At 58.6% G+C, this 22,139-nt stretch carries 21 protein-coding genes and 1 pseudogene; 2 read left to right on the forward strand and 20 right to left on the reverse strand.

The annotated features are described in order from the left end of the window. Positions 1-11: 11 nt before the first annotated feature. The 3 genes from sdaAB to EL26_RS17225 form a co-directional block, all read right to left on the reverse strand. Positions 12-686 carry an L-serine ammonia-lyase, iron-sulfur-dependent subunit beta gene (gene sdaAB, locus EL26_RS17215; RefSeq protein ID WP_038091724.1) on the reverse strand — a complete coding sequence of 225 codons (675 nt, stop codon included), beginning with the start codon at positions 684-686 and terminating at the stop codon, positions 12-14. Positions 687-758: 72 nt separating this feature from the next. After that, positions 759-2,447, reverse strand: a complete 1,689-nt coding sequence (locus EL26_RS17220) for a DAK2 domain-containing protein (protein WP_038091726.1) — start codon at positions 2,445-2,447, stop codon at positions 759-761. A gap of 21 nt (positions 2,448-2,468) precedes the next feature. After that, positions 2,469-2,834, reverse strand: coding sequence for an Asp23/Gls24 family envelope stress response protein (locus EL26_RS17225; protein ID WP_038091728.1), 366 nt, complete (start codon positions 2,832-2,834; stop codon positions 2,469-2,471). A 242-nt stretch (positions 2,835-3,076) separates the two neighbouring features. Here EL26_RS17225 and rpmB point away from each other — a divergent pair, with 242 nt between their 5' ends. Continuing rightward, the gene (gene rpmB, locus EL26_RS17230) at positions 3,077-3,268 is read left to right on the forward strand and encodes a 50S ribosomal protein L28 (protein ID WP_038091730.1); all 192 of its coding nucleotides are present in this window, start codon (positions 3,077-3,079) and stop codon (positions 3,266-3,268) included. Positions 3,269-3,307: 39 nt separating this feature from the next. Here rpmB and spoVM read toward each other — a convergent pair whose 3' ends face one another. The 17 genes from spoVM to EL26_RS17315 form a co-directional block, all read right to left on the reverse strand. Next, positions 3,308-3,391: a stage V sporulation protein SpoVM gene (gene spoVM / locus EL26_RS17235; protein ID WP_038091732.1), complete on the reverse strand. Its 84-nt coding sequence runs from the start codon at positions 3,389-3,391 to the stop codon at positions 3,308-3,310. A gap of 422 nt (positions 3,392-3,813) precedes the next feature. Beyond that, the gene (gene rpe, locus EL26_RS17240) at positions 3,814-4,464 is read right to left on the reverse strand and encodes a ribulose-phosphate 3-epimerase (protein ID WP_038091735.1); all 651 of its coding nucleotides are present in this window, start codon (positions 4,462-4,464) and stop codon (positions 3,814-3,816) included. A 16-nt stretch (positions 4,465-4,480) separates the two neighbouring features. Beyond that, positions 4,481-5,359 carry a ribosome small subunit-dependent GTPase A gene (rsgA, locus tag EL26_RS17245; RefSeq protein ID WP_038091738.1) on the reverse strand — a complete coding sequence of 293 codons (879 nt, stop codon included), beginning with the start codon at positions 5,357-5,359 and terminating at the stop codon, positions 4,481-4,483. A 34-nt stretch (positions 5,360-5,393) separates the two neighbouring features. After that, on the reverse strand, positions 5,394-7,394 hold the full coding sequence (gene pknB / locus EL26_RS17250; protein ID WP_038091740.1) for a Stk1 family PASTA domain-containing Ser/Thr kinase: 2,001 nt from the start codon (positions 7,392-7,394) through the stop codon (positions 5,394-5,396). Next, positions 7,391-8,140 (reverse strand): Stp1/IreP family PP2C-type Ser/Thr phosphatase, encoded by a 750-nt coding sequence (locus tag EL26_RS17255; protein WP_038091742.1) that lies wholly within the window; start codon positions 8,138-8,140, stop codon positions 7,391-7,393. The genes pknB and EL26_RS17255 overlap by 4 nt, the downstream gene beginning before the upstream one ends. A 13-nt stretch (positions 8,141-8,153) precedes the next feature. Continuing rightward, positions 8,154-9,170 carry a dual-specificity RNA methyltransferase RlmN gene (gene rlmN / locus EL26_RS17260; RefSeq protein WP_081857295.1) on the reverse strand — a complete coding sequence of 339 codons (1,017 nt, stop codon included), beginning with the start codon at positions 9,168-9,170 and terminating at the stop codon, positions 8,154-8,156. A 90-nt stretch (positions 9,171-9,260) separates the two neighbouring features. Next, the gene (gene rsmB / locus EL26_RS17265) at positions 9,261-10,619 is read right to left on the reverse strand and encodes a 16S rRNA (cytosine(967)-C(5))-methyltransferase RsmB (RefSeq protein ID WP_052036520.1); all 1,359 of its coding nucleotides are present in this window, start codon (positions 10,617-10,619) and stop codon (positions 9,261-9,263) included. Positions 10,620-10,632: 13 nt separating this feature from the next. After that, positions 10,633-11,574 carry a methionyl-tRNA formyltransferase gene (gene fmt / locus EL26_RS17270; RefSeq protein WP_038091748.1) on the reverse strand — a complete coding sequence of 314 codons (942 nt, stop codon included), beginning with the start codon at positions 11,572-11,574 and terminating at the stop codon, positions 10,633-10,635. Positions 11,575-11,609: 35 nt separating this feature from the next. Further along, on the reverse strand, positions 11,610-12,077 hold the full coding sequence (gene def, locus EL26_RS17275; protein ID WP_038091750.1) for a peptide deformylase: 468 nt from the start codon (positions 12,075-12,077) through the stop codon (positions 11,610-11,612). Positions 12,078-12,138: 61 nt separating this feature from the next. Next, positions 12,139-14,592 (reverse strand): primosomal protein N', encoded by a 2,454-nt coding sequence (priA, locus tag EL26_RS17280; protein WP_038091752.1) that lies wholly within the window; start codon positions 14,590-14,592, stop codon positions 12,139-12,141. Beyond that, on the reverse strand, positions 14,589-15,821 hold the full coding sequence (coaBC, locus tag EL26_RS17285; RefSeq protein WP_038091755.1) for a bifunctional phosphopantothenoylcysteine decarboxylase/phosphopantothenate--cysteine ligase CoaBC: 1,233 nt from the start codon (positions 15,819-15,821) through the stop codon (positions 14,589-14,591). The genes priA and coaBC overlap by 4 nt, the downstream gene beginning before the upstream one ends. A 63-nt stretch (positions 15,822-15,884) precedes the next feature. Then, positions 15,885-16,091 (reverse strand): DNA-directed RNA polymerase subunit omega, encoded by a 207-nt coding sequence (gene rpoZ, locus EL26_RS17290; RefSeq protein ID WP_038091758.1) that lies wholly within the window; start codon positions 16,089-16,091, stop codon positions 15,885-15,887. A 1-nt stretch (position 16,092) separates the two neighbouring features. Further along, positions 16,093-16,707 (reverse strand): guanylate kinase, encoded by a 615-nt coding sequence (gmk, locus tag EL26_RS17295; protein ID WP_038091762.1) that lies wholly within the window; start codon positions 16,705-16,707, stop codon positions 16,093-16,095. A 27-nt stretch (positions 16,708-16,734) separates the two neighbouring features. Further along, positions 16,735-17,001, reverse strand: coding sequence for an extracellular matrix/biofilm regulator RemA (gene remA / locus EL26_RS17300; protein ID WP_038091765.1), 267 nt, complete (start codon positions 16,999-17,001; stop codon positions 16,735-16,737). Between the two features lie 80 nt (positions 17,002-17,081). Next, a complete protein-coding gene (locus tag EL26_RS17305) occupies positions 17,082-17,963 on the reverse strand; it encodes a YicC/YloC family endoribonuclease (protein WP_038091768.1) in 882 nt (293 codons plus the stop codon). Positions 17,964-18,104: 141 nt separating this feature from the next. Then, positions 18,105-18,941 carry a diaminopimelate epimerase gene (dapF, locus tag EL26_RS17310; protein ID WP_038091770.1) on the reverse strand — a complete coding sequence of 279 codons (837 nt, stop codon included), beginning with the start codon at positions 18,939-18,941 and terminating at the stop codon, positions 18,105-18,107. A 48-nt stretch (positions 18,942-18,989) separates the two neighbouring features. After that, on the reverse strand, positions 18,990-21,719 hold the full coding sequence (locus tag EL26_RS17315; protein ID WP_038091773.1) for a calcium-transporting P-type ATPase, PMR1-type: 2,730 nt from the start codon (positions 21,717-21,719) through the stop codon (positions 18,990-18,992). Between the two features lie 182 nt (positions 21,720-21,901). On the opposite strand from EL26_RS17315, the pseudogene EL26_RS17320 reads away from it, so the two are divergent. After that, positions 21,902-22,139, forward strand: a pseudogene (locus tag EL26_RS17320) (hypothetical protein); the annotation flags it as partial.

A 22,139-nucleotide genomic window follows, 5' to 3' on the forward strand; every position in this document is an offset into this window, starting at 1 on the left:
GTCGTTCCTCCTCAAGAAGCTTCGATGGAAGAGACGCGCTTGACGGCTTCCAAGAGCTGTATTTCAGCCACTGCCTCGGCAGGCGGCTGCTCATCTGTTGAAATCAACATCAGCGCTTCCGATCCGCGCCCGCGACGGGATACTTCCATAAACGAAATGTTCAACTGGTGCTTTGACAAAATCGTCGTCACCGCAGCGATCACGCCAAAACGGTCGGCATGCGGGATGACGAGCGTCGGGTACTGGCCGGTCATCTTGACTTTAAAGCCGTCGATCTCCAAGATCTCCACCGCGCCCCCGCCGATCGAGACGCCGAGCATCTCAAATTTGCGCTCGCCCTTGGAGAGCTTGATACGCACGGTGTTCGGGTGATAATCCGGATTGGGCGGCCCCGGTTTGAACGTGACCGCGATGCCGGACTCCTTGGCGATTTGCAACGACTTCGGGATACGGTTGTCGTGTGTGGGAAAGTTCAGCAACCCCGCCACCAACGCCACGTCGGTTCCGTGTCCGCGATACGTCTTGGCAAACGAGCCGTACAGCAAAATTTCCGCGATTTCCGGCTCTTCTCCGAACAAATTGCGGGCAATCCGCCCGATGCGGGCAGCCCCGGCGGTGTGGGACGAGGAAGGACCGATCATGATCGGCCCGATGATATCAAATGAATGGCGAAATGATGAAGACATACTTCGTTCCCCCTAAGCCTTACCGTAAAAAACGGCCTGCCGCCATGCGACAGGGCCGTCGGTCCCTTCCGCCTATTCGACGGAGAAGATATACGAGTACAGCGGTTGCCCGCCCTCATGAAGTTCAAATTCACAGTGGTCGAATTGCGCCTGAGCCGCTTCGACCAATTGCTCTGCTTCTGCTTCGGAAATTTGATCGCCGTAGAACACGGTGACGACTTCGCTTTCCTCGTCTACCATTTTCTCAAGCAACGCAATGGCGGTCAAATCCAATTCCTTCCCAAGCGCCACGACTTTGCCTTCCTGCATGCCCATGAAGTCGTGTTCCTTGATCTCCAAGTCTTGGTACACCGAATCGCGCACCGCTTGGGTGATCGAGCCGGACTTTACGCGCGAGATCGCCGCTTTCATGGCGTTCTCGTTGGAGTCGGCCGCGGAGTTGGCGTCAAACGTCAGCGCCGCCGCAATACCTTGCGGAATCGACTTGGTCGGAATCACGGTGACGGTGTCGCCGAGTACGGTCTTGGCTTGTTCCGCCGCCATGATGATGTTGGAGTTGTTCGGAAGGATAAACACGCGCTCCGCTTGCAATTGCTTCACGGCGTTGACGATGTCCTCGGTGCTCGGGTTCATCGTCTGCCCGCCTTCGATGATGCCTTCGACGCCCAGCGACTTGAACACGTCCACCAACCCGGTGCCGGTCGTGACGGTGACGATGCCGTACGGTTTGGTTGCTCCGTTCAACTTCGGTCCTGCAGCCGCTTCGGCTGCAGCCTCCGCCGCTTCTTCCGAATCCAGGAGTCGCAGGTTGTGGTTTTGTTCGGTCATGTTGTCGATCTTGATGCGGGTCAGAGCGCCAAACTTCATCGCAGCGTTCAGCACGTTGCCCGGCTGCAGCGCATGGATGTGCACTTTGACCAGTTCGTCCGCTGCGACAACCAGCATGGAATCGCCCAAATCCATCAGCGCCGAGCGAACCGATTTCTCCATCGCCGATTCATCCGCCGCCGCTTTCTCCAGGCGAATGATGAACTCTGTACAATAACCATATTCAGAGTCCCCGTCCCCGTGTGAGTAAGCAGCCGCAGGAGTCAAAACTTTCTCCTTAGACGGCGCGGTGACTTCCAGAGTACCGACGACGTCGCGGCCGCTCAGACCGGAGAGCCAGCCTTGGTAGATGCAAACGAGACCCTGCCCGCCGGAATCGACCACGCCGGCCTGTTTCAAGACCGGAAGCATGTCCGGCGTGCGCTTGAGCGACGCCTCCGCTTCTTCCAAGGTCGCTTCCATGACGGAGAGGACGGTTGCTCCCGGCAATTTCGCCGCAGCTTGGGCGGCGCGGGCCGCGTCCTTCGCCACGGTGAGGATCGTGCCTTCCACAGGCTTGACAACCGCCGAATATGCGGTGGTCACGCCGTTTTGCAGCGCGTCTGCAAATTTCTGCGCGTCGACGGACGTCTGCTTCGCAACCGCTTTCGAGAACCCTCTGAACAACTGGGACAAAATCACGCCCGAGTTGCCGCGCGCGCCCATCAGCAAGCCTGTGGAAACGGCTTCGGCCGCACGGTAGAGCGGTTGGTCTATGTATTTGCGAAGCTCGGTCACACCGGATGTCATCGACAAGCTCATGTTCGTACCGGTGTCTCCGTCCGGAACCGGGAACACGTTCAAGGCGTTGACCTGGTCCTTATTCGTTTCTAAGTTGCGATGTCCGGCCATGACCATTTGTACGAACATAGTGCCATCTAAGTGTTGACTCATAGAGTATAGAAACCTCCTTCGTTACCTCTCACCAGTGACGCGAACCCCCTGAACGATAACGTTCACTTGTTCCACCTTGAGCCCCAAGTAGTTTTGCAACGTGTATTTCACCTTGTCCATCACGTTGTGCGCCACTTCGGAAATACGCGTACCATAGCTTACAATAATGTACATATCGACGATGACTTCATCGCCTTCCGTGCGAACTTGCACGCCGCGGCTCAAGTTTTCGCGACCCAGCAATTCGGTGATGCTATCTTTGACCTGTTTGCGGGACGCCATGCCCACAAGCCCGTAGCAATCCAGCGCTGCGTGACCTGCAACCATCGCGATGACATCTTCCGCGATCTCGATCTTCCCAAGTTCCGTTACTATTACTTTTGGCATGATCCAAACACACCTCCTGTAAACTCTCGGACAGCTAGCACCAACAGTGTACTACAGAACCGTTTAAAGGAAAAGTCTCACAGTGACGCCGGCAAAAATATTGTCGAGAGTTTCCGTTCGGATGCTTGCAAGCTACGAATGCCTATGGTAATATAAGTGAGTGTTTGCGACTTGTCCGTTTTTTATTGAGAACTGGAAAAGTCATCGGACCGAAGGATTTATCGTAAGGAGGTGCAAATACGATGGCAAAACGTTGCGAGATCTGTGGGAAAGACCCGAAGACCGGGAACCAAGTTTCTCACTCCCATATTCTGACCAAACGTCGCTGGCTGCCGAACATCCAAAAGATTCGTGCAAACGTCAACGGCACTGTGAAACGCGTTAATGTCTGCACCCGTTGCTTGAAAGCTGGTAAGATCAAACGCGCGATCTAAATGTGAGAGAAATAAAAAAGCACCTGCGAGGGTGCTTTTTTATTTTTCCTTTTGGAACGCATTCAGCATCGCTTTGACAATCCCGCCTAAGAAACGAGGCAACTTTATCGTGTAAAAGCGCAAAGTGACCCCTCCTTCTAGCTTTTCATTGGTTTAGCTTTTGAACAGGACCCATCCGGCCCACACCAGGGCGATCCCGATTCCGGCCATCCACATCTCGGGCGGCAGGAATCGAGCGACGACAAAGAGTCCGGCACTCGCCAGAACAACGCCGCTGCTTCGTTTGGCTGTGAGCTTCCACCCCCGTGATCGAGTTCGGATCAAACAGCAGCACCTCTCTTCGTCGAGTTGGGCATCCCGCCCATCCGCTTTCACGGTACAATATATTCGTATGATTGCATTTTGTGCAACGAAAAAACGGCCGCCTCCGTCGCACTGACGGGAGCGGCCGTTCTCGTTTGGGCTCTCCCGATTAGTACATCCTATGTTCCCGGATGGACTTTATGATGCGGGACGAGCCTTGTTTTTTCTTGCGTTTTCGAACCTTACCCGCGGATGCGGGAGATGGCTTCGCGGCGGTCCGCGGCGTTGTAGACCGCGCTGCCTGCCACGAGCACGTTGGCTCCGGCATCGCGCACGATGCGCGACGTCTCTTCGTTGATGCCGCCGTCCACTTCGATCTCGACGTGCTGGAGATTTTGCGCGTCAAGCACCCGGCGCAGATCTTTGATCTTCGGGACGACGTTTTGAATGAACTTCTGCCCGCCAAAGCCCGGATTGACGGTCATCAGCAACACCATGTCGAGATCGGTGAGCACATGTTCAATCAGCGATATCGGCGTGTGCGGGTTGAGCGCGACGCCCGCTTTGACGCCCAGCGAGCGAATCAGCTGCAAGGTGCGATGCAGATGCGGCGACGCTTCCACATGCACGGTGATCACGTCGGCACCCGCTTTGGCAAACGCCGGGATGTAGGTGTCGGGGTTCGTGATCATCAGATGGCAGTCGAGCGGCAATTTCGTGTGCGGCTTGATCGCTTCCACGACCAGCGGGCCGATCGTGATGTTCGGGACGAAGTGCCCGTCCATCACGTCCACGTGCAGCCAATCAGCCCCGCCCTGTTCGACGGAAGCGATCTCTTCGCCCAGCTTCGAGAAGTCGGCGGAGAGGATCGAAGGTGCGATGCGGATGTCCATGAAGGGTGACCTCCTCTTAGTAGCGGTACTCTTTCGCTTCTTTGAGCTCGGCGAGAAACTCCAAGTAATGGCGGTAGCGGCCTGCGCTGAGACGACCCGATTCGGAGCCTGTGCGGACGGCGCAACCGTCTTCGTTTTCGTGGAGACAGCCGCGGTATTTGCAATCATGGCTTGCGTCCCAGATGTCACGGAAGTATTGCGAGAGGTCTTCCGGCTCCATCTCGGCAAATTCCAGCGTCGAGAACCCCGGCGTGTCGATGACGAACGTGCCGTCGAACACTCGGTAGATTTCCGAATGGCGCGTGGTGTGTTTGCCTCGTCCGAGCTTTTGCGAAATTTCAGCGGTGTTCAAGTTGAGACCGGGCATCAAAGCGTTCAGCAGCGTCGATTTGCCGACGCCGGAGTTGCCGGCCAGCCCGGAGAGCTTGTCTTGCAACAGGCCGCGCACGCGCTCCAGACCCTCGCCCTGTTTGGTCGCGAGGAGAGCCGTTTCGTAGCCCATCTCGCGGTAGGGTTGCAACCACGTTTCTGCTTCTGACGGGTCCGCCAGCAAGTCCACTTTGGTGAGGACGATCACGGCCGGCAAATCGGCACGCTCCACATGCACGAGCATGCGGTCGAGCAGTTTCGGGTTAAATTCCGGCTCTTTGGCGGAGAAGGTCAACACCGCTTGGTCGAGGTTCGCCACCGGAGGGCGGACCAATTCGTTTTTGCGGGGCAGCACTTCATTGACGACGCCCTCGCTGCCGATCGGCTCGTAGAGCACGCGGTCCCCGACCAGCGGGGTGATGCCGTTTTTCTTAAAAACGCCGCGCGCCCGACATTGGCGCACGACGTCTCCTTCTTGCACGTAATAAAATCCAGAGATCGCTTTGGTGATAATCCCTTCCGGCATGTACAACCTCCTGCCGCAGCGTATAGATGTATGGTTATTGGTCTTCGTACGGAACCGGGATGGTCTTCGACGGTGCTCCGTCTTGGTAGACCTCAATCGAAGCGATTTGGTCCGGTTGGACGATGCACTCGATCGTGTAGACCTTCGTCGCCGTGATCACATCGCCGTCCACGACGTTCGAGACGCCGCGGGAGTCGTTGCGGATGATCTTGACGGAAATTTTCTTGCCGTCTTTGACTTCCACGGTGACGTTGACGTTTTTCTTCTTCGGTTGGGTTGCGCTGTCGCTCGGCGGCGGTCCTGCCGAGACGATCAGGCCGACCGTTTCGCCTTTGTTCACTTCATCGCCCGCTTTAAACGGCGAGGTGGAGATGACGGCGTCCTTGGGAACGTTCGCGTTTTGCATGTTGATCACTTGGCCGAGTTTCAAGCCCGCGCTCTCCAGCGCTTTTTTGGCATCCTCGGTCGATTTGTTGGCAACGTCCGGAATTTTGACTTTCTGAACGCCCTTGGAGACGGTCAGTTTGACTTTGACCGAAGGATCGACTTTGGTGTCGGCATCCGGGTACTGCGAAAGCACGGCGCCCGCCGCGTTGTCGGGGTCTTCCTTCTCGGTGACGGTGATGTTCGACTCCGAGATGTTCTTCGCCAGAAGCGCCGACTTGGCATCGTTGATGTTCATCTTGACGACGTTCGGCATGTTGAACTTCTCGGCTCCGATGGAGACGGTCAGCGTGACCGGACGGTTCGCTTTGATCGTCTTGCCGGGGTATTGGTCTTGTTTCATGACCACGTTCGGCGCGACGTCGTTGCTCGTTTCGTCCTGGCGGGAAATGTTGTTGATGTCAAGGCCCGCTTGCACCAGTTGTTTCACCGCGTCGTCGTACTTCATGCCTTCGACTTTCGGCATTGTGACATCCGGTTCGCCCATGAAGTTGGTCACGAGCGAGTACGCGGTGACCGCCCCCACGCCGAGCAGCAAAAAGATCGCAAACAGCCAGATCACCGGCCGCCAGAACTTTTTCTTGCCCTGCGGTTTGCCGTCTTCCGGATTCTTCGCCGCTTCTTCCGCTTCCAGAGACGCTGGGTTGACCGCTTCCGGCTGTTTTTGGCTACGCGACGGGAGCGATTCCATCCCGGCGTTGCGCAGGCCGACAGCGGGCATCTGGATCGTCTGTTGCTCGTCGACGTCGGGGATCGTAAACTTGGCGACGTTCGGGTAGAGCAGCGCTTTCTCCAGATCGCGGTACATCTCGCGGGACGTCTGGTAGCGGACGAGCGGGTCCTTGGCGAGCGACTTCAAGATGATGTTCTCCACCGACTGCGGAAGCGACGGGTTGATTTCGCGCGGCTCCACGAAGTGGTCTTGCAAGTGCTTGAGCGCCACGGAAATCGGCGTCTCGCCGGAGAACGGCAATTCGCCGGTCACCATTTCGTAGAGCACCACGCCCAGCGAGTAGATGTCCGATTTGACGTCGGTGATCCCGCCCCGCGCCTGCTCCGGGGAGAAGTAGTGCACGGAGCCGAGCACCGAACCGTCCTGCGTGATCGTGTTTGACGTGATCGCCCGCGCAATGCCGAAGTCGGTGACTTTGACGCGGCCGTCCTTGCCGATCAAGATGTTGTGCGGCTTGATGTCGCGGTGCACGATGTTGTTTTCATGCGCGTGGCCGAGGGCCGCGCAAATCTGTTTCGCGATGTCGATCGCTTCCGGAACGGGAAGCGGCGCACGGTCTTGAATGATCTCCTTGAGCGTCAGACCGTCCACATACTCCATGACGATGTAGTACTCGTCGTTCTCGACGCCGACGTCGTAGATGTTGACGACGTTGGGGTGCGACAGCGAAGCGGCCGCTTGCGCTTCGCGGCGGAAGCGGCGCACAAAGTCGTCGTCCGTCGAGAATTGCGCCCGCAGCACTTTGATCGAAACGTTGCGGTTGAGCAACGTGTCGAGCGCCCGGTAGACGACCGCCATCCCGCCGCCGCCGATCTGCTCGAAAACTTCATAGCGATTGCCGAGCTTTCGTCCGATCACGTTGCATCACCTCGCTCCGCCTGGTTTTGTACGAGGACGACGGTGATGTTGTCATGGCCGCCGGAGACGATCGCTTTTTCGATCAAAACGTCGACTTTGGCGGACAGCGGAACTTCGGCGCGCAAGATGTCCGACAAGAGCCGCTCTTCCACCATGTTGGTCAGCCCGTCCGAGCAAATCATCAAGATGTCGCCTTCGTTCCACTCCAACTGCAACAAGTCCGGCTGCACGCGCTCGTCCGTCCCGACAGCGCGGGTCACGATGTTGCGCTGCGGGTGGTTCATCGCTTCGTCCAGCGTGATCTGCCCGTTTTTGTACAACTCGTTGACCAGCGTGTGGTCGTCGGTCACTTGGCGAAGGTCGCCGCTTTGAAGCAGGTACGCGCGGGAGTCGCCGATGTGGCCGAGGTGGATCTGCTCTTGATCAAACAGCGTGACGATCAACGTCGTGCCCATGCCGTTCAAGCCTTGCTGAGACAACGCGCGCTCATGAACCGCCTGGTTGGCGTCCTTGATCGCTGCGACCAAGGAGTCTTGCGGTTCGAGAGGTTCGCTTTCGGTGTTCTCCGTGAGTCTTTTGAGCACCGCTTCGACTGCCAAGGCGCTGGCCACCTCACCCGCAAGGTGCCCCCCCATACCGTCAGCGACGACGGCGACGCCGTGCGGTTGTTGATGTGCCACAACCGCGTAGGAGTCTTCGTTCAACTGACGCACAAGACCTACATGGGTCTTAGCCGCAACTAGCATCCTCCATCACCTCTTAATTTCTCCCCTGTTCTGCGCGCAGTTGCCCGCAGGCGGCCGCGATGTCGTGGCCTTTTTCCCGGCGAACGGTCGCGTTGACGCCGAGGCGTTGCAATTCCGCGACGAACGCGCGGATTTGCTCCTTCGGCGTGCGCGTGTATCCGCGCTCCGGCACGTAGTTGACCGGGATCAAGTTGACATGGCAGTCCAAGTGTCCGAGCAAGCCCGCCAGTTCGCGCGCGTGCTCCAGTTTGTCGTTCTGACCGCCGACGAGCGCGTACTCAAACGAGAGGCGGCGGCCGGTCTGCTTGAAGTAATACTTGCAGGCGTCAAGCAACTGGTCGATGCTGAACGCCCGGTTGATCGGCATCATCGCCGAGCGAATTTCGTCCCGCGTCGCATGCAGCGAGATCGCCAAGGTGATCTGGCGTTTTTCATCGGCCAGACGGCGAATCGCCGGAACGAGGCCGACGGTGGAGATGGTGATGTGCCGCGCTCCGATGCCAAGGCCGTTCGGATCGTTGATCAGATCGACGAACTTCATCGCGGCGTCGTAGTTCTCGAGCGGTTCGCCCGAGCCCATCATCACGACGCTGGAAACGCGCCCTTCCTCTTCATCGAGGAAGCGCTGCACGTTCAAGAGCTGCTCCACAATCTCACCCGCCGACAAGTGACGCACGAGTCCGCCGAGCGTCGACGCGCAGAACGTGCATCCCATCCGGCAACCGACTTGCGAAGACACGCAGACCGAGTTGCCGTAATCATGGCGCATCAGCACGGTCTCAATCGTCGCTCCGTCGTGCAACTCCCACAACCACTTGATCGTCCCGTCCACCGAAACTTGACGGGTGACCTCCTTCATCGTGGTAACAGCCGCTTTGCTTTTCAACAGCTCGCGAAACGCTTGCGGCAAGTTGCTCATCTCGTCCACCGAAGTGACACGCTTCTGATGCAACCACGTAAAAATCTGCTTGGCGCGGAACTTCGGCTGGCCGAGTTCTTGCACAAACGCTTCCAACTCCTCCAACTTCATTGCCAAAAGTTGCAGAGGCGGCTTCGCTTCAAAAAGTTCCAAGCTTTCGATCAGACTCACCTTCTTTCCATTATGTTCAAAGGACGTGCCTTATGAATTCCGACGCAAACGAGCGATAAAAAATCCATCGCTTCCAAACTGCTGCGGGAAGATCTGCACGGAGAACGCGTCTTCCGCCGTTCCTTCCATTACCTGCGCAGGCAGATGCGGGTGCAGCGGATCTCCGGAAAACTCCGGATGCTCGGCAAGAAACGCCGCGATCATCGCTTCGTTCTCTTCCGGAGCCACGGTGCACGTCGAGTACACCAGCACGCCGCCCGGTTTGAGCGCACCCGCTGCCGTATGTAACAACTCGCGCTGAATGTCTGCAATTTCGTGAACATCGCCGGGCACTTTGCCCCATTTCAAATCGGGCTTGCGGCGAATGACGCCAAGCCCGCTGCACGGCGCGTCGAGCAAGATTCGGTCAAACATCCCCGCATCCCCCACCACATCGCGGATGTCGCCCGCCTGCGCGGTGATCGACTGCAACCCGAGACGGTCGGCGATGTTGAAGATCAGCTCGATTTTATGCTGATGAATGTCCACCGCCAGCACTTCGCCCTCGTCGCCCATCAGTTCGGCGAGGTGCGTCGTCTTGCCGCCCGGCGCTGCGCAGCAGTCGAGCACGCGCATGCCGCTGCTTGGTGCCAGCGCTTGCGCCACCAGCATCGAGCTCTCGTCTTGCACGGTGCACAGCCCCTCCTGAAACGCCGGGAGCTTGGTGACATCCAAGCCTTGGTCGAGCAAAATCCCGTACGGCGACACGCTGGAAGCATGCGCCTGCACACCGGAGTCTTGAAGCTGTCGCAACAGCTCGTCCCGCGTCAACCGGCGGGAGTTCACGCGCAAACTCACCTGCGGACGGACGTTGTTCGCTTTGCAAATTTCCTCGGCGACCTCCCGTCCGTACGCTTGCTCCCACAATTTCACCATCCACTCGGGATGGGAAAACTCCAGAGAGACCCGCTTGACCCAATTGCGTTCGCGCGACGGCATCTTGATGTCGTCCTTCTTCCGCAAAAAAGCGCGCAGGACGCCGTTGACGAACCCGCTCGCTTTGGGTCCCCGGCGTTTGGCGATCTCCACCGCTTCGTTGATCGCGGCAAACGGCGGCACGCGGTCGAGGTACACCAGTTGGTACACGGTGAGGCGCAAAAGGTTGCGCACCCAGTCTTCCAATTGGTGCAGCGGGGTTTTGAGCAACGGGGTCAAATAAAAGTCGATCGTGTTCATGCGCCCGATCGTTCCGTATACCAACTCGGTGGCGAGCCCCACATCGCGGGGCGCCAATCGTTTGTGCCGCAAAGCGTTGGTCAACGCCAAATTGCTGTAAGCTCCGTGCGTTTCCACAGACAGCAGCACGTTTAACGCAAGGTCTCGTGCTGTTGTCGCTGTTCTGGTTGTCAAATCTCTCTGCCTCCTACTGGCCAAATCGGGTGCCCGAAGCGAGCTTCACGCCGCGCAAGTAATCGCATGCGGGCATGCGGCGCTTGCCGGACGGTTGAATTTCCGTCAGAGCAAGTCGACCTCGGCCGCATTGCACCACGATGCTGTCCGCTGTCGTGGTGACCACCATACCCGGTTCATACTCTGTCGGCTCGCTAGTTTCTTCCATAATCTTAGCTTGCCATATCTTCATCACTTTATCATCCAGCGACGTGAACGCCACCGGCCACGAATTCAAGCCGCGCACTTGGTTGTACAACCGGCGCGCGTCTTTCGTCCAGTCGATGCGCTCGTCGTCGCGGGACAGGTTCGGTGCGAACGTCACCTGCGATTCGTCTTGCGGCGTTTCGGTGATCGTGCCCGCTTCGATCTTCGGCAGGGTCTCGATCAGCAGATCGGAGCCCTTCTCCGAGAGTTTATGAAAAAGGGACTCTGCCGTGTCTTCCTCATCAATCGGCACGACGACCCGCGAGATCATGTCGCCGGCGTCCAGCGCCATCACCATGCGCATGATCGTCACGCCGGATTCCTTGTCGCCTTCGATGATCGCCCGGTGGATCGGCGCGCCGCCCCGCCAGCGCGGGAGCAAAGACGCATGGACGTTGATGCACCCGAGGCGCGGCATGTCGAGCAGGCGCTTGGGCAGCAGTTGACCGTACGCGGCGGTGACGAGCAGATCGGCGTCGTACTTCTCCAGTTCGTTCAGCGCGTCCTCGGCGCGGACTTTCTCCGGTTGAAGCACCGGCAGGCCGAGGCGCAGCGCCGCTTCCTTGACCGGCGGCGGCGCCAGTTCGCCCTTGCGGCCCTTCGGACGGTCGGGCTGGGTGACAACCGCGACGACCTCGTAGCCGTTTGCGACCATTTTTTCCAAACAAGGCACGGCAAAATCGGGGGTGCCCATAAACAAGATACGCATCTGTGTCTTCACCTGACTTCTATTGGGTTCGAGTGTTAGCGGCGGGGTCCGCCCATGCGGCGAACGTGGTCCGTGAACAAAACACCGTTGAGATGGTCGATTTCATGCAAAATACAACGGGCCAGCAAGCCCTCTGCTTTGAACTCCATTTCCTTGCCGTCTTGGTCCAACGCTTTGACGGTCACGCGCATCGCGCGAAGAACATCGCCGGTCACGCCGGGAATCGACAGGCAGCCTTCCGGACCGAGTTGCTCGCCCTCGGAGTGCACGATTTCCGGGTTGACCAATTTGATCAAGCCGGGGCCTCCTTCGCCGATGTCGGCGACGATGCAGCGCTTCAAGATGCCGATTTGGTTGGCGGCAAGGCCGATGCCTTGGTTTTCGTACATCGTGTCCGCCATGTCGTTCAACAGTTTCTGTATATTCGAAGTCACTTCCGGAACCGGCTTGGCAACCTGCCGCAAAACGGGGTCGCCTTCCTTCCGGACGATCTTAATCGCCATGTTTGAGTAACCCTCCTCATCTACACAATCTTACCAAACGCGCCAAGGAACTAAAAGCCTTCTAGAGAATCATTTGCGCGTTCACGTCGATTGTGAGGTATCCGCCGAGCTTCTGCGCCTCTCCCTGCAAAGCGTGATACGCCTCGCGGATCGGTCGGCTGACGGGTTTGAATTTTTTATATTTGAGCACTACGTTAAAACGGTATTTCCCCTGCAACCGGGCGAGCGGCGCCGGCGAGGTTCCCAGTATGATCACATCGTCGCGCCCGTCCAGGGCGCGGCGCAGGAGGTCTTCCAGCGCGCGGGCGATGTGCAGCGCCTTCATCTCGTCCTCATTGACCGAAGTAAACGACGTCAATTCATAAAATGGCGGGTTGTTCAACGAATAGCGGTGCCGCACTTCATGTTCAAAAAACTTCTCGTACTCTTGGTTTTTGGCAAACTGAATCGCATAATGCTGCGGATTGTACGACTGCACGACCACTTCTCCCGGCAACTCGTGCCGACCGGCGCGCCCCGCCACCTGCGTCAACAGCTGGAACGTGCGCTCCGCCGCCCGGAAGTCCGGCAGATAGAGCGATGTCTCGGCGGAGATGACGCCTACCAACGTGACGTTGGGAAAGTCGAGACCCTTGGCGATCATCTGCGTGCCGAGCAAGATTTGCGCTTCGCCTTGGCGAAACCGCTGCAACAGCACAGCGTGCGAGTCCTTGCCGGACGTCGTGTCGACGTCCATGCGGATCACGCCCGCGTCCGGGAAGACTTTGTGCAGTTCTTCCTCGACCCGCTGGGTGCCTGTTCCGAAGTGGCGGACGTGATCGCCCTGGCAATCCGGACAGGTTTCCGGCATGCGTTCGGCATACCCGCAATAGTGACAACGCAGTTGTTCAAGCCCCCGCGCTTTGTGATACGTCAGCGGAATTTCGCAATCGCGGCACCGGGCGACATATCCGCAGGAGCGGCAGAGCACAAATGTCGCAAACCCCCGGCGGTTCAGAAACAAAATGATCTGTTCGCCGCGCTCCAAGCGCTCCTCAATCCCCGTCTTGAGCGCGACCGAAAACATCGAGCGGTTGCCGCTTTGCAATTCGTGGCGCATGTCGACGACGCGGACTTTCGGCAGTTTCTGCCCCCGCACGCGCTCCGGCATCTCGACGCGCTGGACGATGCCTTGGTGCGCCCACCAGCGGGTTTCAAGCGACGGCGTCGCCGAGCCGAGCACGACGGTCGCTTTATGCTGGCGGGCGCGGTACATCGCCACTTCGCGGGCCAAGTATTTCGGATGGTCGTCTTGCTTGTAGGAGGTCTCGTGCTCTTCGTCGATGATCATGAGCCCGATCGAACGAAACGGCGCAAAGATCGCCGAGCGCGCGCCGACGACGATGTTGACTTCGCCGTGGCGAATCCGCCGCCATTCGTCGTACTTCTCTCCGGTGGAGAGGCGGGAGTGCAGCACGGCCACTTCGTCGCCGAATCGTTTTTTGAACTGTTCGACCATCTGCGGGGTCAAGGCGATCTCCGGGACGAGCATGATCGCTTGGCGGCCTTGGGCGACGCAGGCGGCGATCGCTTGCAGGTAGACTTCGGTCTTGCCGGAGCCGGTGACGCCCTGGAGCAGGATCGTCTGCGCCGCCCCGCTGTCCACCGCGTTTTTGATCGTCCGGCAGGCGTTGTCTTGCATCGGAGTGAGCGGAAGCGGCTCTGACTTCTCAAACTGCTTGTCGGCGTACGGGTCGCGGTTGACTTCCCGCTCCTCCTTCACCACAAAACCTTTGTCGAGCAACGGCTTCAGCGTCGCGGAAGAAGCTCCCGTCTCGGCAAAAACGTCCTTCATGAGCAGGGCTTCTCCCGCTTCAAACAGGAAGGTGAGCAGTTCCCGCTGCTTCTTGGCGCGGCTGGAGAGTTCGTCAAGGGCGGCTTGCAACTCGGAGTCCGTTAGCGGTGTCGAGAGGAAGGTCATCGTCTTCGCCTGAATGCCGTGCTTGACGCCGTGCAGCTCCTGCAGCACGCCTTCCTCCACCCACGAACGGATCACGGGCCGCCATTCCGGGTGTTCGGAGACCAATTGCTCTTTGGTTTTGTTCGGCGACTGGTACAGTTCTTGCAACAATTCATATTCCCAAGAGCCCGGCAGATAGACGCCCTCCGGTTGATTTTGAATCCGCAAAAACGTCGTGGCCTTCGCCCGCATCCCGCTGGGAAGCAAAGCTTGCACGGCGGCGGCCTTCGTGCTGAGGTAGCGCTCGGAGAGAAATCCCGCCAACTCCACCAAGTCCGGAGTGAGCGGCGGTTCGTCGTCGAGCACTTCAAGCAGGGGTTTGGTTTTCTCCGGGGCGTCGGTGGTGTCGGAGAAGCCGACGATATACCCCTCTACCCGGCGCGGGCCGAACGGCACCAACACGCGGGTGCCGACGTGCACGCGCTCGGCGAGCAGGCTTGGGATTCCGTAGTGGAACGGACGGTCTACAGAGGCCGACTTCACTTCGACGATGACCTCGGCGTAGGGCCCGTTCATTTTACGAGACGCCCTTCCCGCAAGCTGAGCATCTTATCGAGAATGCGGTTGGCGACTTCAATCTTCGGCAGCATCGGCAGCGGTTCGTCGCCGTCATGCCCGACAAACGTTACGATGTTGGTGTCCACGCCGAATCCCGCGCCTTCCTTCGAGACGTCGTTGGCGACGAAGAGGTCGCAGTTTTTGCGGATCAATTTGCCGCGCGCGTTCTCCAGCACGTTCTCCGTCTCGGCGGCAAATCCGATCAGCACTTGGTGCGGCGCGCGTTTTTCGCCGCAGGTGGCAATGATGTCCGGGTTGCGCACAAATTCGACGAGCAGCGGCCCGTCCGTTTTTTTCAGTTTCTGTTTGAAGGTTTCTTTCGGCCGGTAATCGGACACGGCAGCCGCCCCGATGTAGACGTCAGCAAGCGCGAAATGCTTCATGACCGCTTCGTACATCTCCAACCCCGTGTTCACGCGCTCAACGTGCGTCAGACCCTTGGGCAACTCCAGATTCGTCGGACCGGAGACGAGCGTGACGTCCGCCCCGCGAGTCACAGCCGCTTCGGCGACAGCATAGCCCATCTTGCCGGTCGCCCGGTTGGTGACGAGGCGCACCGGATCGAGCGCTTCCACGTTCGTTCCCGCCGTGATCAGCAAGCGAAGTCCCGCCAGATCCTGCCGCGCGGCAACCACTCCACCCCGCTTGGCAAAAAAGTCCTCGACAAACGCCACAAGGTCTTCCGGCTCCATCAAGCGGCCCTTGCCCGTCCAACCGCACGCGAGCAACCCTTCCTGCGGCTCGGCAAAGTGATAGCCCTTCTGTTGCAGGTACGCCACGTTCTCTTGGACGATCGGGTTTTCAAACATGTTGACGTTCATCGCCAACGCAAACAGCACCGGAGCTTTGCTCGCCATGATCGTGGTCGACAACATGTCGTCCGCGAGACCGTGGGCGACTTTGCCGACCAAGTTCGCGGTCGTCGGGGCGACGAGGATCAGATCGGCTTTGTCGGCGAGCGCGATATGAGCCAATTCCGAGGGATCGGGCTCGGTGAAGATGTCAGTCAGGACCGGATTCTTGGTCAAGCTCTGGAACGTCAGCGGCGTGATAAACATCTGTGCCGATTCGGTCATGATCACATGCACGTCGGCACCTTTTTTGGTCAACGCGCTCGCGACCGACGCCGCTTTGAACGCCGCGATCCCCCCGGACACGCCGAGCACGATTGTCTTGCCCTTCAACATGGCCCTCCATCTCCTCTCATAAAAAGAAACAACCCAAAGCAAAGGGTTGTTTCTCTCCACGTCTTACTTAATGCCTTCCTTGGTGCGAACGAACGTGACCTTCTCTTCGGAAATCTCGTTGAGCGCCACGGTGACGTTCTTGTTGGTGTTGACGTGCAGCAGTTTCTCCGCACCGTCTTGAATGCGGCGGGCGCGCTTGGACGCGGCCACCACCAAGGTGTATTTGCTGTCTGCTTTTTCCATCAATTTGTCAATGGAAGGATAGATCATGCTACTGCCCCTCCTTAATCAAGCTCGTATAGTATTCCAAGTTGCGCTGCACCGAGCATTGCTCGGCGGTGATGATGGCGCGGATGCGCTCAGCGGCTTTTTCCACTTCGTCGTTGACGACGACATAATCATATTCGCTTATGTAACTCATCTCTTCCGCCGCGGCGCCAAAGCGGATGTTCAGCGACTCTTCGGTCTCCGAACCGCGGCCCACGATGCGGGTTTTCAACTCCTCCAAAGACGGAGGAATGAGGAAAATAAACACGCCGTTGGGGAACTTTTTCTTGACTTGCAAGGCGCCTTGGATGTCGATCTCCAACAGCACGTTCTCCCCTGCGTTCAACGTATCTTCAACATACTGGCGCGGCGTGCCGTAGTAGTTGGTGTAGACTTCCGCCCACTCCAACAGCTCGTCGCCGGCAATCATCGTTTGGAACTGTTCCACGGTCTTAAAAAAATAATTAACCCCTTCTACTTCCCCTTCGCGCGGCGCACGAGTGGTGCAAGAAACGGAGTAATGCGTCGTCTTCATCGTCGGCAGCATCGCCTTGCAGACCGTCCCTTTGCCGGCGCCCGACGGACCGGACAAGACGATCAGCAAACCTTTTTGAACCATTTCTCTACCCCTCCGGATCGCGTGATCTTACTCTTCTTCGTCCTGGCTGTTGTCCTTCGCCACCAGACGGTGCGCGACGGTTTCCGGCTGGACGGCCGACAAGATGATGTGATCGCTGTCGGTGATGATCACCGCGCGGGTGCGGCGGCCGTAGGTCGCGTCGATCAGCATGCCGCGGTCGCGCGCCTCCTGGATGATCCGCTTGATCGGCGCCGATTCCGGCGAGACGATCGAAACGATTCGGTTGGCTGACACGATGTTGCCAAACCCGATATTGATAAGTTTGATGCTCACAACCCATTCCTCCTAAAATCGCAACTCTCTGCCTTGCATTTTTGCCATTCCGCGTCTTGAAAATACGGTCCTGCTTGTTCTTACTCGATGTTTTGCACCTGTTCGCGAATCTGCTCCAGCAAGCTCTTCGCTTCCACGACGAGCTGCGCGATGTGCAGGTCGTTGGCTTTCGAACCGATCGTGTTCACTTCCCGGTTCATCTCCTGCACCAAAAAATCAAGTTTGCGTCCGACCGGCTCCGCAGCCTGCGCAATCTGGACAAACTGCTCAAAGTGGCTGACGAGGCGCACCAATTCTTCCGCGATGCTCGCCCGATCGGCGAAGATCGCGACCTCCGTCAGCAACCGCCCTTCCTCGACAACCCCTTGCCCCTCCAACAGATCGGAGAGCCGCTTTTCCAGCCGCTCCCGGTACTCGGAAACCACCTCGGGACTGCGGGCTTCAATCTGTGCGGCGCAGGCGCGCAGTTTTTCCAGACGCGCCACAAAGTCGCGGTAGAGGCGCTCCCCTTCCTGTTTGCGCATCTCCACGAGGTTGTCGGCTGCCTGAGCACTGCATGCGAGCAGCAAGTTCCCGATCTCCTCAGGATTCTCCACCGCTTCCACCACGGAAAGCACGCCGGGATGCTTCAAAATCTGTTCGAGTTGGATCGACTCGGAGAGTCCCAGACGCTCTGCCAGCCCGTCGGCGGCAAGTTTGAGTTGCAGCGCCAATTCTTCATCGACCGTGACGGCACGCCCTAGAGGCCCGGTGCGCTCAACGGTCAAAAACACGTCAAGCCTCCCGCGCGAGATTCGTTCGGAGACGGCCTTCTTCATCGGGTCTTCAAACTGCAAATATTCACGCGGCAGGCGGACGACAACTTCGGCGTAGCGATGGTTGACCGCCTTGATCTCGACGAGAATCCGGTAGCCGTCCTGAACGACTTCAGCGCGGCCGTATCCGGTCATACTCTTGATCATGGGAGTTCCCTTCTTTCGCCCTCTAGTTTTCGCCGTTTTTCGGGCTTTTCCTGCTCATAGTACGCAATTTCTCGCCAAGATGCAAGCAAAAAGGCCCCGACGCCGGCAAAAAAACCTCGCCGGAGCGGGTGCCTTTCTTGGTTACAGAAGCCAAGTTCCTTCGTAGACGCGGGTCGCCGGACCTGTCATGTAGACATGGTTGTCGGATTCCTTCCAGTCGATCAGCAAGTCGCCGCCCTTGAGATGGACGGTGACGCGGCGGTCGGTCCGCCCGGTCAAAACGCCCGCCACGCCGACGGAGCAAGCGCCCGACCCGCAGGCGAGCGTCTCGCCCGCCCCGCGCTCCCAGACGTGCATCGTCACGTCGTTTGGCGCATGCACTTGCACGAATTCGACGTTGGTTTTGCGCGGGAAGTACGCGTGCGTTTCGAGTTGCGGTCCGACATGATGCAGATCGACGTCCGCAAGCGTATCGACGAAGATCACCGCGTGCGGGTTGCCCATCGAGACGGCGGTAAACGCGTACCGATGCCCGGAGGTCGTCTCAATCGGGTGTTCGACAACTTGATCGCCCGTCAGCGTGGTCGGAATCACGCTCGCTTCCAGTTTCGGCTCGCCCATGTCGACGGTGACGCGGGTGACGATGCCGTTCTCCACGTGCAGTTGAAGCGTCTGCAGACCGGCGCCGGTTTCAAGCGTTACGGTCGTGGAGTTCGTGCGCCCGCTTTCGTACAGGAACTTGCCGACGCAGCGCACGGCGTTGCCGCACTGCTCCGACTCGCTGCCGTCGGAGTTGAAGATGCGCATGCGAAACTGGGCTTTCTCACTCGGCAGGATAAAAACCAAACCGTCCGCGCCCACCCCGAAATGGCGGTCGCATACGTTTTTTGCGAGTTCGGACACGCCCTCCGGAACGGACAAAAACTCGGCAACGACCGCGAAGTCATTGCCGAGACCATGCATCTTGGTAAATTTCATGTTGTCTGTAAGCCTCCTGAGGAGGTTCAACCTCTAGACAGCGAGCGTCTAACGGCGGGAGAAGTTGAGCTTGTTGGAGCTCTTCTTCTGCTTTTTGACCCCGCGGCCTGCAGCGAGCGCGAACGTCGGAACGGCGGCGGCGATCAGCACGATCAGCCAATCCACTCCGCCGAGCGGCACGGTGCGGAAGACCGGTTGGAACGCCGGGATGTACATGACGCCCAAGAGCAGCACCACCGAAGAGAGCACCGATGCGATCAGCCACTTGTTTTCAAACAAGTTGCGGGAGAAAATCCCGCCTTCGACGGAGCGGCAGTCGAACACGTGGATCAACTGTGCCATGACGAGGGTGACGAACGCCATCGACTGCGCCTTGATCAAGTTGTTCGGGTCCATCTGGAGCGAGAACCAGAACACGGCGAGGGTGGCGACGCCGATCAAAATCCCCCGCGAGAGAATCTTGAAGCCGAGGCCCCGCGCAAAGATCGACTCGCGCACGTTGCGCGGCGGGCGGTTCATGATCCCCTTCTCCGCCGGGTCGACGCCCAGCGCAATCGCCGGAAGACCGTCGGTGACGAGGTTGACCCAGAGAATCTGAATCGGGACGAGCGGAAGCGGAAGCGCCAAGATCATCGCAAGGAACATCGTGATGATCTCGCCGACGTTCGACGCGAGAAGATAGCGAATAAACTTGCGGATGTTGTCGTAGATCGAGCGGCCCTCTTCAATCGCGGCGACGATGGTGGCGAAATTGTCGTCGGAGAGGATCAGCGCGGAGGCGTCCTTCGCGACGTCGGTGCCGCCTTGGCCCATCGAGATGCCGATGTCGGCCGCTTTGATCGCCGGAGCGTCGTTGACGCCGTCGCCGGTCATCGCGACCACATGCCCGTTGGCTTGCAGGGCTTTGACGATGCGCAGCTTGTGCTCCGGGGAGACACGCGCGTAGACGTAGATGTCCTCGACGCGCTCTTGCAACTCTCTATCAGACATATTATAGAGATCGTATCCGTTGACTGTCAAACCGCCGCTCGGGATGATGCCCAGTTGGCGGGCGATCGCTTCGGCGGTGACTTGGTGGTCGCCGGTGATCATCACGGTTTTGATGCCCGCTTTTTTGCAGCGTTGAATCGCGTCGTACACTTCCGGTCGCGGCGGGTCGATCATGCCGACCATCCCGATGAACACCAGATCGCGTTCCGGGTCTTGCGCGCGGAATTGCTGCTCGCTTTTCAGCGGGCGGTACGCCAGCGCCAAGCAGCGGAGCGCTTCTGTGCCCATCGCGTGGTTGGCGTTCAAGATGCCTTTTTTGAGCGAATGGGTCAGCGGCGTGACTTTGCCTTCGATCAACATGTAACTGCAACGGTCGAGCAGCACGTCCGGAGCGCCTTTGGTGAGCATGTAGAGCTCGCCTTTTTGGTCGCGGGTGAGGACGGACATCATTTTGCGGGTGGAATCGAACGGCAATTCGTCCAGGCGCGGTTGCGCGGCGTCCATCTCTTCCCCGAACAGACCCGCTTTGGCGCCGAGGACGACCAGCGCGCCTTCGGTCGGATCGCCTTGGATCATCCAGTCCGGGTGTTTTTTCGAGGTGTCTTGGGTGAGCAACGCGTTGTTGCACAGCACGGAGACTTCCAGCAAGCGTTTGAGATCGGCGCGGCGGTGCGGGTCGATCGCTTTGCCAGAATAAAGGAATTCGCCTTGCGGGTTGTAGCCGGTGCCGCTCACTTCATAGAATTGACCCCCGACGAACACGCGTTGCACAGTCATTTTGTTCTGAGTCAGCGTCCCGGTTTTGTCGGAGCAGATGACGGTGGCGCAACCGAGCGTCTCCACGGAAGGCAGTTTGCGGACGATCGCTTTGCGCTTGATCATCCGCTGCACGCCGAGCGCAAGAGCGACGGTGACGATGGCAGGCAGACCTTCCGGAATAGCGGCGACGGCCAGCGAGACGCCGGCAAGGAACATCGTGTACAGCGAATTGCCGTGCAGAACGCCGGTTGCTACGACGACGGCGGTGATGCCGAGCGCGACGTAGACGAGAATTTTGCCGAGCTGCTCAAGGCGGCGTTGCAGCGGCGTTTCCGTGTCTTCAGCCGTTTGGATCAAGTCGGCGATCAGGCCCATCTCGGTTTGCATGCCGGTTTCGCAGACGACGGCCGTGCCTTTGCCGCGGGTGATCAGCGTGCCCATGTAGCACATGTTTTTGCGGTCCCCGAGCGTGGCGTTGGGGTCGGCGATGGAGGGGTTGCTTTTTTGCACCGGGAGGGATTCGCCGGTGAGGGCGGACTCTTCGGCTTCGAGCGAAGCGCTCTCCAAAATGCGCACGTCGGCCGGGACGCGGTCGCCGGCTTCGAGGAAGAGGATGTCTCCCGGGACGAGGTCAAGCGCGGCGATGGAGACTTTTTTACCGTCGCGCAGGACGTTGGCGGTGGGAGCGGTCAGTTGTTTGAGCGAGGCGAGGGATTTCTCGGCCCGCAGTTCTTGAAAGAAGCCCAGAATGCCGTTGACGATGATGATGGCGATGATGGTGATGGCGTCTGCGTGTTCGCCGAGCAAGCCGGAGACGAGCGTGGCGGCGAGCAGCACCAAGACCATGAAATCGCGAAATTGGTTGAAGAACAGCGTCAACAAAGAAGTCTGCTCCGCTTCGTTCAGTCGGTTCTCCCCGACTGCCTCTCGCCGTTTGTCAGCCTCGGCGGTTGCAAGGCCTTTGGGCGAGACGGAGAGCAGCTGGAGTACGTCCTGTACGTCCATTGTGTGCCAAAGTTTTTTCTGCACCAGGTGCCACCCCTTCTTCTACATCGTTTGTCCTGTAGACATGTCTATGCCTGTACCCGATTGCGTAGACCAAGCCTGACAAGTTGGGGTTTGAACAGCATTTACAGGAAAAACGGGGCTACCTTTACAGCGGAGGGGTGGCTTATACTGGGTGGGACGGTTTGAGGAGGGAGGTGTGGAGAATGACGGAAGAAACGGTACGCGAGATTGTGAAAGATGTCGTGACCGAGGCGATGCGGGAAGTGTTGTCTGTGGTGGTTGCGAAGTTTGCGGAAGTTCATGTGAAGATGGATGAAAAGTTCCAACTGATCGACGAGCAATTCCGGATGGTTCATGAGCGTTTGAGTCATGTGGAGGCTCGCTTGGATCAAATGGACGAGCGTTTGAGTCACGTGGAGGCTCGCTTGGATCAAATGGACG

It is taken from the genome of Tumebacillus flagellatus, from assembly GCF_000714935.1.
Taxonomy (GTDB): Bacteria; Bacillota; Bacilli; order Tumebacillales; family Tumebacillaceae; genus Tumebacillus; species Tumebacillus flagellatus.